This window comes from Thermopolyspora flexuosa (genome assembly GCF_006716785.1).
Lineage (GTDB): Bacteria > Actinomycetota > Actinomycetes > Streptosporangiales > Streptosporangiaceae > Thermopolyspora > Thermopolyspora flexuosa.
On sequence record NZ_VFPQ01000001.1, the window covers coordinates 1,045,819 to 1,063,833 of the forward strand.

Sequence of the window (18,015 nt, forward strand, 5' to 3'; positions counted from 1 at the left end):
AGCCGCGGACCGAGAGCAGAAGGGAGGGCGGCATGGCCATCGGGGGGTCCACACGGGAGGCCGGACGCGAGCCCGCACGGCGGGACCGGCGACGGTACACACAGGTCAAGGACGTGATGGGACACGTCGCCATCGCCGTGATGGCGAACGCGACCTTCACCGACATCGTGGCGGCCCTCCGGCGGTTCAAGGTCGGCGCGGTCGCGGTCGTGGACGGGGAGCGGCGGGTGCTCGGCGTGGTGTCCGAGGACGACCTGCTGCTGCGCGAGGTGGAGGCCGCGCGGCAGGACGCCGCGGCGTACGACGGCGACGGCCGGGCGTACGACCGGCGCAAGGTGACCGGGACCATCGCCCTGGAGCTCATGACCAGCCCCGCGATCACGGTGACCCGGGAGACCTCGGTGCGTGAGGCCGCCGCCCTCATGCACCACCACCGGATCAAACAGCTTCCGGTGATCAACCCGGAGAACGGGCGCATCGTCGGCACCGTCCACCAGTCCGACCTGCTGAAGGTACTCGAGGGCCACGACCGAGTCTCGAAGTGGGCCGAGACGGGTGCCGGCGAGCGCCCCGCCCCCGGGGAGGCGAGATGACCCACCGCGGTGCCGGCGGCGAGCGCCACGCTCCGCCCACTCCCGTGAGCCTCGCCGCCGGCCCACCCGTGCGTGCCCACGCACACCCACACCCGCACATCCGCGCGGTCCGCCGCGGCGGCGACCTGCCCCGCCCAGCAGGCCGTCGGCCGCGTACCGGAATCGGCGCCCGGGTCTGGCGCGGGATCGGGGCGATCCCGCTGAGCGGCCCGGAGCTTTCGGAGGGGCCGGCCGTTTCCGGCGCGACCACCGGCCAGGTGTCGACGGCGGGACCGCGCGGCGAGGGCACGCCCGAGGTGACGGCAGCGGTGGCGGTGGCCGGGCCGCGCCCCGGCCCGCCGACCCGGCACCGGCCCACGCCGAGCCGGACGATCCTGTGCCGCCCGCCACGGTACGGCGCGAGCGCGGCCCTTCACCTGCGGCGCGGGTGGGTGGAGGGAAGGGCCAACGCGCCGCCGGGCGGGCCGCGGCGGAGGTGAGCCCCGCGGTCCCGAGGGCCGTGCCCGTCGAGGGTGGCACGGCCCTTCGTCTTTGCCGAGGCGCGGCGACGGCCGGCGAGGGGCCTCCAGGCCGTACCCGGGTCCCGACGGCGGTGGCGGCAGGGGTGAGACGGCGCGCGAACGCACCGGGCCGAGCCCGGGCGTACGCCGTACCGCCGGCGGCGGGGCACGGAACGGTGGCCGCGCAAACAAAAAGGCCGCGGACAGCGGTGCGGGGCGGCTGCGTGGCCGCCCCACATCACCGGTGCGCGGTCAGGTCGCGACGGGTCAGGCGCCGCCCCACACCGGGACGGTCTCCGCGGCGGTGTCGTCCTCGATGAAGGTGAGCTCGTTCACCACGGCCACCACGCCGTCGAGGTTCTCGGTGAGCCGGGCGGCGGCGAGGGCCTCGCTCTTGCGCAGGAACTCACCGCGCAGCGTCACCACGCCCTGGTTCACCTCGACGTCGATCAGGTTCGGGACCGTGCCGAGCGCCTGCCGGATCACGTCCTCGCGGACCTCCTCGGCGATCTCCGCGTCGGTGCGGACGAACACGCGGATGAGGTCGCGGCGGCTGACGATGCCGAGCAGCCTGCCGTCCTCGTCCACCACCGGCAGCCGCTTCACGCCGTACCGGTCCATGTCCCGGGCGGCGACCACGACCGGGGTGTTCGGGGTGGTGGTGTACGCGGGGGAGGTCATCAGCTCGCGGGCGGTGGTCGCCCCGGCCTTGCGGCGGGTGTCGCCCTCGCTGCCGAGGCGGTGGCGGAGCCGGGCGGTGAGCGGGGGCCGGTAGCCCTCGCGGTGGTAGCGCTCCTTGAACTCCTCCTTGTGCAGCAGGTCGGCCTCGGAGACCACGCCGACCACGCGGCCCGCGGCGTCGAGCACCGGCATGCCGCTGACCCCGCGGTCGATGAGGAGCCGGGCCACCTCCCGGAAGGGGGCGTCCTCCGGTACGGACACCACGTCGGTGGTCATGACGTCCTGGACTCTGGTACGCATCTGGTGCCTCCTGACGGCGGGGGAATGGATCGCCTCACGCTCGCGACGGTAGGTGGGGCCGCCGGTGCCGATCAGGGCCGAAGGTCCCGCCGGCCGGGGACGCCCGACCTCACAACCGGTCGTCGACGTCCCAGGTGAGCTTGTCGATGACGTCGACGACGCCGTTCACCCGGCCGACCATGCGGACCGCGATCTGCGCCTCGCTGCGCCGGTCGACGTGGCCGCGCAGCGTCACCACGCCGTGGTCGACCTCGACCTCGATGTCGACGTTGTCCAGCCACAGCCCGCGGTCGAGCACCTCCTCGCGGATCTCGCGGGCGAGGTCGGCGTCGTCGCGCACGAACACCTTGAGCAGGTCGTGGCGGCTGACGACGCCCGCCAGCCGGCCCTCCTCGTCGACGACGGGCAGCCGCTTGACGCCGTGCTCCTCCATCTTCCGCACCGCGGTGGTCATCGTGGTGGTGGGCGTCACGGTCACGGCCGGGGTGGTCATCAGCTCGCCGGCGACCTCGCCACGGGCCTTGCGCTCGGCCGTGGAGACGCCGCCCTCCTCGCTGAGCCTGCGGCGCAGCCGCGCCCGCAGCGGCGGCTGGTAGCCCTCCTGGTAGTACTGCTCCCGGAACTCCTCCTTGTGGAGCAGGTCGGCCTCGGAGACGACGCCCACGACGTGACCCGTGTCGTCGACGACGGGCACGGCGCTGACGCCCCGTGAGATGAGCAGTTCGGCGACGTCCTTGAACGGGGTGTCGGCGTGCACGGACGCGACGTCCCTGGTCATCACGTCCTTCACCTTCACGCGCATGGCGTGCTCCTTTCGCGTCGCACGAGCCGCTGCGCCGTACCGGGCGGGCTCCCACTTTCTATGCCTCTATCCCACCGTGCGGGGAAAAGGGAATGAATGGGCATAAGTCCCTCGATCTTGGGCCTTTGGGCTGAATTGGTGGTTTCTGTGGACCCACGCCACAGCCCCGGTGCCGGCGGCGGTGGCGGCGCGCCCCGGGCGCGGTCGCGCCGCCCGAAACCCGTGGCCGGGGCAGATGACGGCACGTTTCCGCGCGGCGACCGAGGGTCCAAGGTCCCGCCGGATGATGCCCTTCGGCCGGATCCGTGGACCGTCTCCGACTGATCTGCTGGAACCATGAAGGACCGCTGGACCACCGTCCTGCTCGTGCTCACCGCAGGGGCGCTGCTCGGCGGCGGCGCCGCCTATCTGCTCGGCGCGGTGGGCGTCGCGCACGCGCTGTGGATCGCCGGCACCGCGGTCGCGCTGGTGCCCGCGGTCTGGTGGGTGGTCGAGGCGGTACGCGAGGGCCGCCTCGGCGTGGACGCGATCGCCGTGCTCGCCCTCGGCGGCTCCCTCGCGGTCGGCGAGTACTTCGCGGGCGCCGTGATCGGCGTCATGCTCGCCTCCGGCCGCGCCCTGGAGGACTACGCGCTGCGCCGCGCCCGCCGCGACCTCACCGCGCTCTACGAACGCGCCCCGCGCACCGCCCGCCGCTACCGGGGCGGCCCGGGCGGCCCGTTCGACGGCGGCGTGGAGACCGTGCCGGTGGACGCGGTGCGCCGCGGCGACGCGCTGCTCGTCCCCGCCGGGGAGATCGTCCCGGTGGACGGCGTGATCCGGGAGGGTACGGCACTGCTCGACGAGTCGGCCCTCACCGGCGAGTCCGTGCCGGTCGAGCGCGGCGCGGGGGAGAGCGTGCGCAGCGGCGTGGTCAACGCGGGCAGGCCGTTCGACCTCGTCGCCACCGGCACCGCCGAGGAGAGCACGTACGCGGGCGTGGTCCGGCTCGCCCGCGAGACCGCGGCCGGGAGCGCCCCGGTGGTCCGGCTCGCCGACCGGTACGCCGCGATCTTCCTCCCCGCCACCCTGCTGCTCGCCGGAGCGGCCTGGCTGTGGTCCGGGGAGGCCGTGCGGGCCGTGGCCGTGCTCGTCGTCGCCACGCCCTGCCCACTGTTGCTCGCCGCCCCCGCCGCGATCGCGGCCGGCCTGTCCCGGGCCGCCCGCCACGGAGTGATCGCCAAGGGTGGCGGCGCGCTGGAGACGCTCGGCCACGCCCGCACCCTCGTGCTCGACAAGACCGGCACGCTCACCACCGGCCACCCCCAGGTGGTCGAGGTGGTGCCCGCGCCCGGCCACGACCCCGACGAGGTGCTCGCCCTCGCCGCCGCGGTCGACCAGGTCTCCTCGCACGTGCTCGCCCACGCGATCGTGCGCGCCGCGGCCGAGCGCGGGCTCGCCCTCGGCCGGCCGTACGGCGTGCACGAGGAGGCCGGGCTCGGCACCGAGGGCATGGTCGGCGAGCACGCGGTGCGGGTCGGCAAGGCGCTCGGCACCCGGCCCGGCTGGGAGCGGGCCCAGCGCTCCCGGGCCGCCCTCGACGGCGCGATGACGGTGTTCGTCGCGGTCGACGGCGACACCGCCGGGGTGATCCTGCTGCGCGACACGGTCCGCCCCGACGCGCCGCGCACGCTGCGCCGGCTGCGCCGGGCCGGGATCGAGCGGGTGGTGATGCTCACCGGCGACCGCGCCGACGTCGCCGAGAGCGTCGCCACCGTGCTCAACATCGACCGGGTGCTCGCCGAGCGGCCGCCCGCGGAGAAGGTGGAGGCGGTGCGCGAGGAGGCCGCGCGGGCCGTGACGGTGATGGTCGGCGACGGGATCAACGACGCGCCCGCGCTCACCGCCGCCCAGGTCGGGGTGGCGATGGGCGCCCGCGGCGCGGCCGCCTCCAGCCAGGCCGCCGACATCGTGCTCATGGGCGACCGCATCGACCACCTCGCCGACGCGATGGACGTCGCGCGCCGCTCCCGCCGGATCGCGGTGCAGAGCGCCGCCGCGGGCATGGCGCTGTCGGTCGCCGCGATGATCGTGGCCGCGGCCGGGCTGCTGCCCCCGGCGGCCGGGGCGCTGGTGCAGGAGGCGATCGACGTCGCGGTGATCCTCAACGCGCTGCGCGCGCTGCGCCCGGGCCGGGGCACCGGCACGCCGATCGACGAGCCCACCGAGCGCATGCTGCGCGCGTTCGAGGAGGAGCACCGCGAGCTGCGCCCGCCGCTGGAGACGCTGCGCGAGGTCGCCGACCGGCTCGGCGGCGACCCGCCCGAGGTGGTGCTCCCGCGGCTGCGCCGGGTGCACCGCTTCCTCACCGAGGAGCTGCTGCCGCACGAGCGCGACGAGGAGCGGCGGCTCTACCCGGCGGTCGGCCGCCTGCTCGGCGGCTCCGAGGTGACCGCGACGATGAGCAGGGCGCACGCCGAGATCGAGCGGCTCGTCGCCCGGCTCGGCCGCCACCTCGCGCTCGCCGAGGAGACCGGGCTGCGGCCCGACCGGATCGACGACCTGCGCGCCTGCCTGTACGGCCTGCACGCCGTACTCAACCTGCACTTCACCCAGGAGGAGGAGGCGTACTTCTCCCTCGCCCGGCACGACCGGTTCGTGAGCTGACCGCACGCCCGGGGCGCGCGGTGCACCGCCGGGCCGCGGGTACACGTGCAGGTACGCGCAACCCCGATGCCGGCAAGGAGAACCCTGTGAGCGCAGAGAACCTCGATCTGGCCGCGATCGCGCGCCGGATCGCCGACAACGCACCGAACGGGTCGCTCGAGCAGGCGGCGGCGGGCTCGGTCGCGGTGACCTGCGCGACCACCCGGACCCTGGCCGAGGCCCGGTCCGTGCTCGCGGGCGTCACCCCCGAGAACGTACGGCGCGCCGCGCTCGAGCTGCTCGACCGCCTCGAGGCCGGGGAGCGGGACGACGCCGCCGGATAGCCTTCCGGGTTCCCGCCCGATGACCTGCGCCCCAGGCGTGTGACAGAACTCACACGCCACTTTTTCCTCTCCTGAAGCAGCAGTCACCGGCCCTTCGCCGTCCCTGGGAGGTGAACGGGCGGTCATGGTGATCGCCTTGCACGGGGAGGAATCTTCAATGAAGCGCATAACCGCAGGGGCACTCGCCGCCGCCGTCGGCGCGTCGGTGCTCCTGATCTCCGGTCCGGCCTACGCCGACCGCCGTACCGACCTGAAGGTCGACCTCACCAAGATCGAGCCGAACCCGGTCCAGGTGAAGAGGGGCGAGGCGACCTCGGTCACGTTCGACGTCGTCAGCAAGGGCGCCGCCCGCGTCGAGGTGAGCCTCAAGCCGCTCGGCCGCAAGTACGTCCGGTTCACCCCGAAGGTGGCGAACGCCGCCCCGGCGGGGAACGGCGCCGCGGCGCAGGCCAAGGAGGAGGAGGAGGCCAGGCAGACCGGCAGGCCGGGTGACGGGCGGCGCGGCCACGGGCGTCCGGACCTCAAGCCGGACCTGACCCGGTTCGTCGCCCAGTTCACCGCGAAGGACCCGGCCGGCAAGTGGCTGGCGACCGCGGTCGCGTTCGACCGGTCCGGCAAGAAGGTGTCCGACGCGGAGACCTTCACCGTCGAGCTGGTCAAGACCAAGTTCGGCACCAAGATCGTGGAGTTCGGCGCGTACCCGAACAAGGTGCGCAAGGGCAAGCCGGTGTTCCTCCGCGGCCGCCTGATCGCCGAGGACAAGCGCGTCAAGGGCTACGCGGACCAGGAGGTCGACATCCTCTACCGCAAGGACGGCCGGGCCCGCTGGCGCAAGCTCGGCGAGGCCGAGACCAACCGCTTCGGCGTGTTCCGGGCCTCGGTGAAGGCCTACAGCAGCGGCCAGTACAAGGCCGTGTTCGCGGGCAACGACGACGCCAACCCCTCCGAGAGCGACGTCGTGCGCGTGCGCGTCAAGCGCGGCTTCCACCACTTCCACCGGTAAGCCGCGCGCGTCGGGCGCCCCTCCTTCCCTCCGGACCGGTTCGGGCCGTACGGCGACAGGCCGTCGTGTCCCGGCCGGCTTTCACGGTCTGGTCGCACACCAGGAGGCCGCCCGGCCCCTACCCGGGGCCGGGCGGCCTCCTGCATCCCCGGCCCGAACACCGGTCGTGCGATCCGGTCCTCATCTCTCGCCGGGAGGTACGGCGGCCGCACGGGCCGGGTTCAGCCTGCGGGCAAGATTTTTTCCCGGTGTTTTCCGCGGGCCGATCGGCCCGGGCGGGACTCAGTCGTCCGGGATGGTGATCTTCTCGCTCACGCCCCAGTTGAACCAGTTCACCGTGAACGTCGTCCCGGCCCGGCCGCGGATGGGGAAGACGGCCGTGCCGACGTAGGTGCGCCGCGCGGCCACCTGCCACTCGTCGCCGACCCGGGAGGAGCACGGGGTACGGCTCGGCGGCACCCGCGTGCCGTCGGAGAGCCGCAGGTAGGTGCCGCCGGTGGCGTGGTCGCAGACGAGCGTCTGGGGCTCGCTCGACCGGTTGCGGTACCGCACGGTGAGGATCACCGAGCTGGAGGTGACCCGCATGCGGGTGAACCGCACGTCCCAGGTCGGGGTGGTCGCGACCGTCGCGTCGATCGTGTAGGTGCCGATCGCGGCCGGGCCGCCGCCCCGCCTCGTGCCGTCCTCGTCGTCCCCGGCGCCGCGCAGCAGCCCGTACAGGAACGGGATCATCACGAGCACCGCGACGAACCCGATGATCGCGAACAGCACCCCGCGCCCGCAGCCGGACCCGCCCGAGGGCTGCGGGGACGGCACGGTGACCCGCCCCGCCGGGCCGGGCGGCGGCGGCACCGGCGCGCGCGGCGGCCCCGGCGGCGGGTACGCCGGGGGACGGCTCGGCGGGGGAGCGGGCGCGCGGACCGGCCCGGGCGGCGGCGCCGGAGGGGGCACCGTCGGCCCGGGATGCGGCCCGGGACCGGTCGCCCGGGGCGGCGCGGTCATCGGGTTCGGCACCGGCCCCGGGGCGGGACGCGGCATCGGGCCGGGGGGCGGGGCCTGCGGCGGCACCGGCCCCGGCGCCGGGGGAGCGGGCGCCGCGGGACCGGTGTGCGGCACCGGGGGCGCGCCCAGCTCACCGGTGAGCACCTTGGTGCCCTGCGGCCCGGGACCGCCCGGATTGACCGGCTCGCGGGGCAGCACCGGGATCTCGCCGGTGATCGCGCTGAGCACCTTCTTCGCGCTGGGCCGCTGCCGCGGGTCCTTCGCCAGGCAGTCGGAGACGAAGATGCGCAGCGGGTCCGGCACCCCGGTCAGGTCGGGCTCGGCGTGGATGACGTTGTGCAGGATCGCGGGAATCGTGTTGCCGTGGAACACCAGCCGCCCGGTCGCCGCGAACACCATCGTCGCCGCCCAGCTGAACATGTCGGAGGCGGGCCCGATGCCCTTGCCCTCCACCTGCTCGGGCGACATGAACGAGGGCGTGCCGACCACCTGGGACACGGTGCCGGTGGTGTCGAGCACCCGGGCGATGCCGAAGTCGATCACGACCGGCCCCTCCGGGCCCATGAGCACGTTGCTCGGCTTGAAGTCCTGGTGCACGATCCCGGCCCGGTGGATCGCGGAGAGCGCGGTCAGCGTGGCCACGGCGAGCCGGGACAGCCCGCTGCCGGTGCGCGGCCCGTCCCGGCGGACGAGCTGCTCCAGGGACTCGCCCTCGACGTACTCGCTGACGATGTACGGCTGCTCGTAGGCGGTCACGCCGGCGTCGAGCACCCGCACGGTGCAGAACGGCGCCACCCGCTGCATGACCTCCGACTCGCGCAGGAACCGCTTGCGCGCGTCGGGGTCCTGGCTGAACTCGGCGCGCAGCAGCTTGATGGCGACCCGTTGCCCGGACGGGGACCGGCCGAGCAGCACGGTGCCCTGCCCACCCTCGCCGAGCAGCCCGAGCACCTCGTAGTCGCCCACGCGCTCGGGATCGCCCGGCCGGAGCGGATGGGCGCGTCCCATTCGCATCCTCCCCTAGACCGCGTTCTCGCGTCATTCTGTCAGGGATCGGGGGATCCCGTGACGGTTGCGCGATCCGGATCCGGCGCGGGGAGGGGTGTCCAGGGGACCTCCAGGCGTGCCGAGTACGCTAATCAGCGCCAATTTTTGATCTTCCGTACATGCCGGGGGAGGCGCCCCGCTTGATTGCGATTCTGGCTGTTCTCATCTTTGTGGGCGCGTACATCCTCATCGCGACGGAACGCATTCACCGCACCGCCGCGGCGCTCGGTGGCGCCGGTCTCATGCTGCTCATTCACGCCACCGACGCGGAGAGCGCGTTCTTCGCCGAGGAGTCGGCGATCGACTGGAACGTTATCTTCCTGCTCCTCGGCATGATGGTGATCGTCGGCGTGCTCAAGCCCACCGGCGTCTTCGAGTACCTGGCGATCTGGGCCGCCAGGCGTGCCAAGGGCCGGCCGTTCCGGCTCATGGTGCTGCTGTCGGTGATCACCGCGGTGGCCTCGGCGCTGCTCGACAACGTCACCACGGTGCTGCTCATCGCACCGGTCACCTTCGTGGTGTGCGAGCGGCTGGCGCTGCCGGTCGCGCCGTACCTGATCGCCGAGGTGTTCGCCTCGAACATCGGCGGCACCGCCACGCTCGTCGGCGACCCGCCGAACATCATCATCGCCAGCCGGGCCGGCCTCACCTTCAACGACTTCCTCATACACCTGGCGCCGCTCGTCGTCATCCTGATGATCATCTTCATCGGGATGTGCCGGGTGATGTTCCGCCACGCGTTCCGGTACGACCCCGAGCGCGCCGCCGAGGTCATGCGGCTCGAGCCGCGGGACGCGATCCGCGACCGGCGGCTGCTCGTCCAGGGCCTCACGGTGCTCGCCCTGGTGATCGCGGCCTTCGTGCTCCACCCGGTGCTGCACTACGAGCCGTCGGTGGTCGCGCTGCTCGGCGCGGGCCTGCTCGTCGCGATCAGCAAGATCACCGCGGCGGAGGCGATCCGCGAGGTCGAGTGGCCCACGCTCGTCTTCTTCATGGGCCTGTTCGTCATGGTCGGCGCGCTGGTGAACACCGGCGTGATCGGCGCGGTCTCGCAGGCCGCCGCCGACGCCACCGAGGGGCGGCTCGGGCTCGCCGCGATGGTGCTGCTGTTCGGCTCCGGCGCGCTCTCCGCGATCGTGGACAACATCCCGTACGTCGCCACGATGAGCCCGATCGTCGCCGAGCTCGTGCCCGCGCACGGCGACGCCGGTCAGTCGCTGTGGTGGGCGCTCGCGCTCGGCGCGGACCTCGGCGGCAACGCGACCGCGATCGGGGCCTCGGCGAACGTGGTGATCCTCGGCATCGCCGAGCGTAACAACGCGCGCATCAGCTTCTGGCAGTTCACCCGGTACGGCCTCGTCGTGGCCGCGGTGACGATCGCGGCGTGCGCGCCGTACCTGTGGCTGCGCTACCTCTAGCGCGCCGGCGCCGATCAGGCCGGGGCCGGGCGGAACATCGGCACGTGGGGGATGCCCTCGTCGAGGTACTCCTCACCCGCGACGCGGTAGCCGAACCGCGCGTAGAAGCCGGCGACCGGGGTCTGCGCGTCGAGCCGCGACGGCCGGTCGCGGACCACGCGCAGCGCGGCGGCCATGAGCGCGGCGGCCAGGCCCCGGCCGCGGGCGTGCGGCGCGGTCACCACCCGGCCGATCCGGGCGGCGCCGTCCGGCTCGCGCAGCACGCGCAGGTACGCCAGCGGCGCGCCGTCGTCGCCCTCGATCCACAGGTGGCGGGTCTCCGGTTCGAGGTCCCTGCCGTCCAGCTCCGGGTAGGCGCACCTCTGCTCGACCACGAACACGTCCACGCGCAGCCGCAGCAGGCCGTACAGGGTGGGGGCGTCGAGCTCGGCGAAGGACGCCACCCGGACGGTTGGCTCGTTCACCCGCCGAATGGTACGGCGGACACGCGGCGCGTCGTCGCGTGGGCGCCGCGTGCCGCCCGGTCGGGCTAGCGGTGGCTGCGGAAGCGGTCGAACAGGCGCTTGGCCTTCGTGCGGGTCTGCGGGTCACGCGCCATGCGCTTGGCATCCTCGGTGCGTTCCCGGCCCTGCGGGCTCTGCATCCACTGCTTGACCCGGTCCATCAGCTTGGCCATGACGTCCCTCCTTCCAGGGTGCTCCTCCGCTACCCGTTTCCGGGTGATTCATCCCGGGGTGGGCGCGGCGATCCGCGGTCGTGGCACCGGCCGGGCCCGGCAGCGGGCAGAATCTATTGCCGAACCGACGGGGAAGGCGGATCAGGAACGTGACGACGTCCACACAGGACACGCCCGCGCAGGCGGTGTCCGCTCCGCAGGCGGCGATCCACCGGCGCATCGCCGAGGAGCTGGGGGTACGCGAGGGGCAGGTGCGGGCGGCGGTCGAGCTGCTCGACGGCGGGGCGACCGTCCCCTTCATCGCCCGCTACCGCAAGGAGGCGACCGGAGGGCTCGACGACACCCAGCTGCGCACCCTCCAGGAGCGGCTGCGCTACCTGCGCGAGCTGGAGGAACGGCGGGCGGCGATCCTGGAGTCGATCCGCTCCCAGGGCAAGCTCGACGCCGAGCTCGAGGCCCGCATCCTCGCCGCCGACTCCAAGGCGCGGCTGGAGGACATCTACCTGCCGTACAAGCCGAAGCGGCGCACCAAGGCGCAGATCGCCCGGGAGGCCGGGCTGGAGCCGCTCGCCGACGCGCTGCTCGCCGACCCGAGCCTCGAGCCGCAGGCCGCGGCCGAGCCGTACGTGGACCCGGACAAGGGCGTGGCCGACGCCGCGGCGGCGCTGGAGGGGGCGCGGGCGATCCTCGTGGAGCGGTTCGCCGAGCACGCCGACCTCATCGGCGAGCTGCGCGAGCGCATGTGGACCCGCGGGCGGCTGGTGGCGAAGGTCCGTGAGGAGAAGCGCGAGTCGGGGGCGAAGTTCGCCGACTACTTCGACTTCGCCGAGCCGTTCACCTCGCTGCCCTCGCACCGCATCCTCGCGCTGTTCCGCGGCGAGAAGGAGGAGGTGCTCACCCTCACCCTCGAGCCCGAGCCGGAGGAGACCGACCAGCCGGGGCCGAGCGGGTACGAGGTGCGCATCGCCGAGACCTTCGGCATCGCCGACCGGGGGCGGCCCGCGGACCGCTGGCTGCTCGACACCGTGCGCTGGGCCTGGCGTACCCGGATCCTCGTCCACCTCGGCATCGACCTGCGCGCCCGGCTGTGGCAGCAGGCCGAGGACGAGGCGGTGCGGGTGTTCGCCGCCAACCTGCGCGACCTGCTGCTCGCCGCGCCCGCCGGCCCGCGGCCCACGATGGGGCTCGACCCGGGCCTGCGCACCGGCGTGAAGGTCGCGGTGGTGGACGGCACCGGCAAGGTGGTGGACACCGCCACGATCTACCCGCACGAGCCGCAGCGGCGGTGGGAGGAGTCGCTGCAGGTGCTCGCCCACCTCGCCACCAAGCACAACGTCGAGCTGGTGGCGATCGGGAACGGCACGGCGTCCCGGGAGACCGACCGGCTCGCGGCCGAGCTGGTCAAGCGGCTGCCGCAGCTGACCAAGGTGATGGTCTCCGAGGCGGGCGCGTCGGTGTACTCGGCCTCCGCGTACGCCGCCAAGGAGCTGCCCGACCTGGATGTGTCGCTGCGCGGCGCGGTGTCGATCGCGCGGCGGCTGCAGGACCCGCTCGCCGAGCTCGTCAAGATCGACCCCAAGTCGATCGGGGTGGGCCAGTACCAGCACGACGTCTCCGAGACCAAGCTGTCCCGCTCGCTCGACGCCGTGGTGGAGGACTGTGTGAACGGCGTCGGCGTGGACGTGAACACCGCGTCGGTGCCGCTGCTCACCCGGGTGTCCGGCATCGGGGCGAGCCTCGCCGAGAGCATCGTCGCCCACCGGGACGCCAACGGGCCGTTCCGGTCCCGCAAGGAGCTGCTCAAGGTGCCGCGGCTCGGGCCGAAGGCGTTCGAGCAGTGCGCCGGGTTCCTGCGCATCCGCGACGGTGACGACCCGCTCGACGCCTCGGCCGTGCACCCCGAGGCGTACCCGGTGGTGCGGCGCATCCTCGACGCGACCGGGACCGGGATCAAGGAGCTGATCGGCAACACCGCCAGGCTGCGCACGCTGCGGCCCGAGGACTTCGTCGACGACACGTTCGGCCTGCCCACGGTCACCGACATCCTCGCCGAGCTGGAGAAGCCCGGCCGCGACCCGCGGCCGGAGTTCCGCACCGCGTCCTTCAAGGAGGGCGTGGAGGAGCTCACCGACCTCAAGCCCGGCATGATCCTCGAGGGCGTGGTGACGAACGTCGCCAACTTCGGCGCGTTCGTCGACATCGGCGTGCACCAGGACGGCCTGGTGCACGTGTCGGCGATGTCGTACGACTTCGTCAAGGATCCGCGGGACGTGGTGAAGCCCGGAGACATCGTCCGGGTGAAGGTGCTCGACGTGGACCTGGCGCGCAAGCGCATCTCGCTCACCCTGCGGCTCGACGACGAGGCCGAGGCCGCCTCGCGCGAGCGGCGGCAGGGCGGCTCCGGCGGCGGCCGGGACGGCGGGCGGCAGGGCGGCCGCCGCCAGGACGGGCGCCGGGGCCAGGACCGGGGGCGCGGGCGGAACGCCCCGCAGCCCGGCGGGGCCCTCGCCGAGGCGCTGCGCAAGGCCGGCCTCGACAAGGGCCTCGACGCGCTGCGCGACCGGGGCCGGCGCTAGCCGTACCCCCTCCTCGCCCGCGCGGGTCAGCGGAAGGCGGAGATGCCGGTGACCGTGCGGGCGAGGGTGAGGGCGTGCACGTCCTCGGTGCCCTCGTAGGTGGACACGGTCTCCAGGTTCACCATGTGCCGCATCACCGGGTACTCGAGGGTGATGCCGTTCGCGCCGTGGATCGCGCGGGCCGTCGCCGCCACGCGCTGGGCCGCGCGCACGTTGGCGAACTTGCCGAAGCTGATGTGCGAGTGGTGGGCGAGGCCCGCGTCCTTGAGGCGGCCGATCTGGTACGCGGTGAGCAGCGCCTGGTTCACGTCGACGAGCATGTCGGCGATCTTGCGCTGGGTGAGCTGGAAGGACGCGATCGGACGGTCGAACTGCACCCGGGTGCCCGCGTACTCGAGCGCGGCCTCCAGGCAGGCCCGGGCCGCCCCGGCCACGCCCCACACGATGCCGTACCGCGCCTCGGACAGGCACGACAGCGGGGCCTTGAGCCCCTCGGCGCCCGGCAGGATCGCGTCGGCGGGCAGGCGGACGCCGTCGAGCACGAGCTCGGAGGTGATCGACGCGCGCAGCGAGAGCTTCTTGTGGATGACCGGTGCGGAGAAGCCCGGGGTGTCGGTGGGCACGAGGAAGCCGCGGATGCCCTCGTCGGTGCGGGCCCACACGATCGCCACGTCGGCGATCGAGCCGTTGGTGATCCACATCTTGGTGCCGTCGAGCACCCAGTCGGAGCCGTCGCGGCGGGCCCGGGTGCGCATCGAGCCCGGGTCGCTGCCCGCGTCCGGCTCGGTGAGGCCGAAGCAGCCGAGCACCTCGCCGGCCGCCATGCGCGGCAGCCACTGCTGCTTCTGCTCCTCGCTGCCGAAGCGGTGGATCGCGGTCATCGCCAGCGAGCCCTGCACCGAGACGAAGCTGCGCAGGCCGCTGTCGATCGCCTCCAGCTCGCGGCAGGCCAGGCCGTACGACACCGCGTTCGTGCCGGCGCAGCCGTACCCGGACAGATGCATGCCGAACACGCCGAGCCGGCCGAACGCCTTGGCGAGGTTACGCGGGTCGGGGATCGTGCCCGCCTCGAACCACTCGGCGACGTGCGGCAGCAGCTCGGCCCGGCCGAAGTCGCGTACCGCGTCGCGGATCGCGCGCTCCTCCTCCGACAGCCCGCGGTCCACGCCGAGGAAGTCGGCGGCGTCGGGCGTTGTGGGGCGGGCACCGTTACCGGCATCACTCATGATCGCACCTCCTGCTGCGGCATTCCCCGCCCGGCCGGAATCCATGAGCGACCGGGGTGGGAGGTCACGCCCACCCACCCTGCCCGATCGACGGCCCCCGCCCGCACGGGTGCTGATGCGCCCAGTATGTCCGGTACCTGCCCCGGTGGCGGTAATCGGGACGTTGTGCGCCGGCGGGAGGATCTGTGGCCGGGATTTCAAATCAACGCATCTTATTCGCCGGAAATAGCGATACAAACGTCATTTTTTGATGAAGTGTTGTCTTGACTGGCGATCAGTAAGCTGATGCACGCATGATCGTGAAGTGGCCGCGGGTCGCCGCGACCCCCGGTCATCGGCTCCGCGCGTGGGGCGACCGAAAGCCAGGTGGAACGGCCCAGACTCATCCCGGGAGACGACTGTGAAGGTAGGGCTGAGGCCGGCGGTGACGGCGTGCGCCGGAGCCGTCGCACTCGCCGGTGCCGGAACCACGCTCTTCGCCGGATACGCGGCCGGGCACGCGCAGGCCGAGGACCAGGCGGTGGGCGTGCCGTACACGTGCGTGGACGCCGCCGCGGGCACCCCGACGAGCACGGGGACCGGCGAGGCCCCGGAGGCCCCCGCCGAGGGCTCCGGCCCGCAGACGTCCACTGCGTCGCCCACTCCGGTGACGCGTACCTTCCAGGTCACCCTGGTGGGGCCGACCAGCGCGGTCACCGCCGGGCAGGGGTTCGAGCTGACCTGGCGCGTCGATCCCGGCGAGACGCCCGTGGCGCTCCAGGAGACGATCGACCCCGGCGTACTGACAATGCGTGGCAACCTCCGCTGGGTGGAGCTTCCTCCGGCCACCGAGACCCCGACGCCCACTCCGGCCACCACATCTCCGTCGCCCACCTCCACGGACGGGCAGAGCTCGACTCCCACCGATCAGCAGAGCCCGTCCCCGCAGCAGTCGGAGACCCCCACGCCGACCCCGCATACCCCCACGGCGACCCGAACGCTGTCCGCGTCCGGATCGACCACCGGGCCACTGCCCGCGTCGAGCCCGCTGTCGCCGCCGCCCATGACCGCGCAGGCCACCCCCACGGCCGCGATGATCCTCGAGCTTCAGGCCGACGACTTCACCCTCGAGGCCTCACCCTCCCCGTCGCCGACGGACACCGGCTCGTCCACACCCGGCGTCGGGCAGAGCACCGACGGCTCCGGGACCGACGCGAACGGCACGGCCGGCAATGAGTCCGGTCCGGCGGGGAGCGAGAACGCCACCGCCGCGAGCGGCCCAAGCGACACCACCACAAGCCCCGGCTCCGGCGAGAACACCGCCGGTGGAAACGGAGACGCCACCGGCCAGAGCGAGACACCGGCCACGCCCGACCTGATCATCCCGGTGCACGACGGCATCGCCCGTCTCGCCTGCACGCCCGCCACGTCGGCGACCCCGGCCGCGATCCGCATCACCGTCGTGGCCTCGTCCCCGAGCACCTCTTCGCCCCCCGGCGACGACTCGCCGAGCCCGACGAGTCCGACGCCCACGGACAGCACGCCCGCGCCGACCGACTCGTCCACGTCACCGACACCGACCGGCACCTTCACGCGCACCCACTACGCGACGGTCACGGTGCCCGCGTCACCCCGGCCCACCCGCACCGAGTACGTCACCGAGACCGCGCAGGTCCAGGTCACCCCGAAGGGCTGGGCCCGCACCGGGGCCGCCACCGACCAGGGCCCCGCCGCCGGCCTGCTGATCCTCGGGGGAGCCGCGTTGCTGCTCGGCTCCGCGGCGGCCGGTGCGTACCTGCGCGGCCGCGCGTCCGCCCACGGCGGTGGGAGCCGTGACCGCTGAGCCCCGCGGCCACGGCCGCATCCTCGCCGTGGCCCTGGCACTCGCCGCCCTGATCGGCGTCGGCGCGATCACCGCGGGCCTCGTCCTGCTTCTGGACCCCGGCACCCCCGAGGTGATCGGCCCCGCCGACGACACCAGCGCGGCCGACACCACCGACACCGCCGACATCGCCGAGCCGGGCTCCGGTGCCGGCCGGGCCTCCGCCGAAGCCGCCCCGCTCACCCTGCCCAAGTCCCCACCGAAGCGGGTACGCATCCCCAAGATCAAGGTGGACGCCCCGGTCCGCTCCCTCGGCCTCGACAAGGACGGCTGGCTAGAGGTCCCCCCACTCAACCGCCCCAACCTGACCGGCTGGTACCGCCTCGGCCCCACCCCCGGCCAGCTCGGCCCCGCCGTCATCGTCGGCCACGTCAACAGCAAGGCCGGCCCCGCCGTCTTCGCCCGCCTCCACACCCTCGCCAAGGGCGACACCGTCGAGGTCAAACGCGAGGACGGCCGCGTCGCCGTCTTCCGCGTCGACGAGGTCCAGCGCGTCGACAAACACGCCTTCCCCACCGCCCGCGTCTACGGCAACCTGCCCCACGCCGGCCTCCGCCTGATCACCTGCGGCGGCGCCTTCGACCCCAAATCCGGCACCTACGAGGACAACATCATCGTCTACGCCACCCTGACCGACGTCCGCTGACGCCGCGGCCACTTGGCCGGACCGCGTCCCCTGCTTTCCTCCCTCTCTCGGGCCGAAGCAGTACGGCCTGCCATCGTGCCATCGCATGCCGACACGAGAAGATCAGCGCTAGTCCGAGCGAGCGGCGGCGAGGCATAGGGTGAAGCCATGCACCGGATTCTGGTCAGCGCCTGCCTGCTGGGACGGCCGGTCCGCTTCGACGGCCGGGCGAAGACCAGCGACGATGAGCTCCTCGCCCGCTGGCGAGCGGAAGGGCGGCTGGTTCCGTTCTGTCCCGAGGTGGAGGGCGGCCTGCCGGTGCCCCGACCCCCGGCCGAGATCGAAGGTGGCGCCGGCGGCACCGCCGTGCTCGCCGGTGAGGCCCGTGTGCTCACCGCCGACGGAACCGACGTCACCGCGGCCTTCCTCGCCGGTGCCCACGCCGCGCTGAAGGCCGCGCAGGAGAACGACATCCGCATCGCGATCCTGAAGGAAGGCAGCCCATCCTGCGGCAGCCTGCGCATCTATGACGGCCGCTTCCGAGGCGTCTCCGTGTCGGGCAGTGGCGTGACCACCGCGCTGCTGGAGTCCCACGGCATCACCGTCTACGGAGAAGACCGCATAAGCGATGCCGCGCGGCACCTGGAACGGCTTGAGGGCTGAACCGCATCACCCAGCCGATTCTTGTGATCGGACGCAACCTGACCACCCAGGGCTGCGGTAAGCCCGGTGTCGA

General features: G+C 73.5%; 15 protein-coding genes. 9 read left to right on the plus strand and 6 right to left on the minus strand.

Going from position 1 to position 18,015, the window contains the following annotated elements:
• The first annotated feature begins 32 nt into the window (after positions 1-32).
• Positions 33-593 carry a CBS domain-containing protein gene (locus FHX40_RS04675; RefSeq protein ID WP_142258470.1) on the plus strand — a complete coding sequence of 187 codons (561 nt, stop codon included), beginning with the start codon at positions 33-35 and terminating at the stop codon, positions 591-593.
• A gap of 767 nt (positions 594-1,360) precedes the next feature.
• Here the strand turns inward: FHX40_RS04675 and FHX40_RS04680 are convergent.
• Both FHX40_RS04680 and FHX40_RS04685 read right to left on the minus strand, forming a co-directional pair.
• A complete protein-coding gene (locus FHX40_RS04680; protein ID WP_142258471.1) occupies positions 1,361-2,074 on the minus strand; it encodes a CBS domain-containing protein in 714 nt (237 codons plus the stop codon).
• Positions 2,075-2,183: 109 nt separating this feature from the next.
• Positions 2,184-2,876: a CBS domain-containing protein gene (locus FHX40_RS04685; RefSeq protein WP_142258472.1), complete on the minus strand. Its 693-nt coding sequence runs from the start codon at positions 2,874-2,876 to the stop codon at positions 2,184-2,186.
• 336 nt (positions 2,877-3,212) lie between these two features.
• Here FHX40_RS04685 and FHX40_RS04690 point away from each other — a divergent pair, with 336 nt between their 5' ends.
• The 3 genes from FHX40_RS04690 (at position 3,213) to FHX40_RS04700 (ending at position 6,848) form a co-directional block, all read left to right on the plus strand.
• On the plus strand, positions 3,213-5,522 hold the full coding sequence (locus FHX40_RS04690) for a heavy metal translocating P-type ATPase (protein ID WP_142258473.1): 2,310 nt from the start codon (positions 3,213-3,215) through the stop codon (positions 5,520-5,522).
• An 86-nt stretch (positions 5,523-5,608) separates the two neighbouring features.
• Entirely contained in the window at positions 5,609-5,845 is a 237-nt protein-coding gene (locus tag FHX40_RS04695) for a hypothetical protein (RefSeq protein ID WP_142258474.1), read from the plus strand.
• Between the two features lie 157 nt (positions 5,846-6,002).
• Complete coding sequence (locus FHX40_RS04700; RefSeq protein WP_142258475.1) at positions 6,003-6,848, plus strand: hypothetical protein; 846 nt, start codon at positions 6,003-6,005, stop codon at positions 6,846-6,848.
• 282 nt (positions 6,849-7,130) lie between these two features.
• On the opposite strand, the gene FHX40_RS04705 is transcribed toward FHX40_RS04700, so the two are convergent.
• Positions 7,131-8,858, minus strand: a complete 1,728-nt coding sequence (locus tag FHX40_RS04705) for a serine/threonine-protein kinase (protein ID WP_142258476.1) — start codon at positions 8,856-8,858, stop codon at positions 7,131-7,133.
• 158 nt (positions 8,859-9,016) lie between these two features.
• Between FHX40_RS04705 and FHX40_RS04710 the strand changes: the two genes are divergently transcribed.
• Positions 9,017-10,315, plus strand: a complete 1,299-nt coding sequence (locus FHX40_RS04710; protein WP_142258477.1) for an ArsB/NhaD family transporter — start codon at positions 9,017-9,019, stop codon at positions 10,313-10,315.
• A gap of 14 nt (positions 10,316-10,329) precedes the next feature.
• Here FHX40_RS04710 and FHX40_RS04715 read toward each other — a convergent pair whose 3' ends face one another.
• Entirely contained in the window at positions 10,330-10,779 is a 450-nt protein-coding gene (locus tag FHX40_RS04715) for a GNAT family N-acetyltransferase (protein ID WP_142258478.1), read from the minus strand.
• A gap of 65 nt (positions 10,780-10,844) precedes the next feature.
• Positions 10,845-10,991, minus strand: coding sequence for a hypothetical protein (locus tag FHX40_RS24935; RefSeq protein WP_170198710.1), 147 nt, complete (start codon positions 10,989-10,991; stop codon positions 10,845-10,847).
• 149 nt (positions 10,992-11,140) lie between these two features.
• Between FHX40_RS24935 and FHX40_RS04720 the strand changes: the two genes are divergently transcribed.
• Positions 11,141-13,567: a Tex family protein gene (locus tag FHX40_RS04720; RefSeq protein WP_373286905.1), complete on the plus strand. Its 2,427-nt coding sequence runs from the start codon at positions 11,141-11,143 to the stop codon at positions 13,565-13,567.
• 26 nt (positions 13,568-13,593) lie between these two features.
• Here FHX40_RS04720 and FHX40_RS04725 read toward each other — a convergent pair whose 3' ends face one another.
• A complete protein-coding gene (locus tag FHX40_RS04725; protein WP_142258479.1) occupies positions 13,594-14,793 on the minus strand; it encodes an acyl-CoA dehydrogenase family protein in 1,200 nt (399 codons plus the stop codon).
• Between the two features lie 400 nt (positions 14,794-15,193).
• Between FHX40_RS04725 and FHX40_RS04730 the strand changes: the two genes are divergently transcribed.
• From FHX40_RS04730 to FHX40_RS04740, 3 genes are all read left to right on the plus strand, one after another.
• Positions 15,194-16,615, plus strand: coding sequence for a hypothetical protein (locus FHX40_RS04730; RefSeq protein ID WP_142258480.1), 1,422 nt, complete (start codon positions 15,194-15,196; stop codon positions 16,613-16,615).
• Positions 16,605-17,300: a class F sortase gene (locus tag FHX40_RS04735; protein WP_229789079.1), complete on the plus strand. Its 696-nt coding sequence runs from the start codon at positions 16,605-16,607 to the stop codon at positions 17,298-17,300. The genes FHX40_RS04730 and FHX40_RS04735 overlap by 11 nt, the downstream gene beginning before the upstream one ends.
• Before the next feature lie 147 nt (positions 17,301-17,447).
• A complete protein-coding gene (locus tag FHX40_RS04740) occupies positions 17,448-17,942 on the plus strand; it encodes a 2-thiouracil desulfurase family protein (protein WP_142258482.1) in 495 nt (164 codons plus the stop codon).
• The last annotated feature ends 73 nt before the right edge of the window (positions 17,943-18,015 follow it).

Coding starts and splice junctions, on each gene's coding strand:
- FHX40_RS04700 (WP_142258475.1), top strand. CDS start 6,003: ATGAAGCGCATAACCGCAGGGGCACTCGCCGCCGCCGTCGGCGCGTCG.
- FHX40_RS04690 (WP_142258473.1), top strand. CDS start 3,213: ATGAAGGACCGCTGGACCACCGTCCTGCTCGTGCTCACCGCAGGGGCG.
- FHX40_RS04680 (WP_142258471.1), bottom strand. CDS start 2,074: ATGCGTACCAGAGTCCAGGACGTCATGACCACCGACGTGGTGTCCGTA.
- FHX40_RS04675 (WP_142258470.1), top strand. CDS start 33: ATGGCCATCGGGGGGTCCACACGGGAGGCCGGACGCGAGCCCGCACGG.
- FHX40_RS04725 (WP_142258479.1), bottom strand. CDS start 14,793: ATGAGTGATGCCGGTAACGGTGCCCGCCCCACAACGCCCGACGCCGCC.
- FHX40_RS04705 (WP_142258476.1), bottom strand. CDS start 8,858: ATGGGACGCGCCCATCCGCTCCGGCCGGGCGATCCCGAGCGCGTGGGC.
- FHX40_RS04740 (WP_142258482.1), top strand. CDS start 17,448: ATGCACCGGATTCTGGTCAGCGCCTGCCTGCTGGGACGGCCGGTCCGC.
- FHX40_RS24935 (WP_170198710.1), bottom strand. CDS start 10,991: ATGGCCAAGCTGATGGACCGGGTCAAGCAGTGGATGCAGAGCCCGCAG.
- FHX40_RS04685 (WP_142258472.1), bottom strand. CDS start 2,876: ATGCGCGTGAAGGTGAAGGACGTGATGACCAGGGACGTCGCGTCCGTG.
- FHX40_RS04710 (WP_142258477.1), top strand. CDS start 9,017: ATGCCGGGGGAGGCGCCCCGCTTGATTGCGATTCTGGCTGTTCTCATC.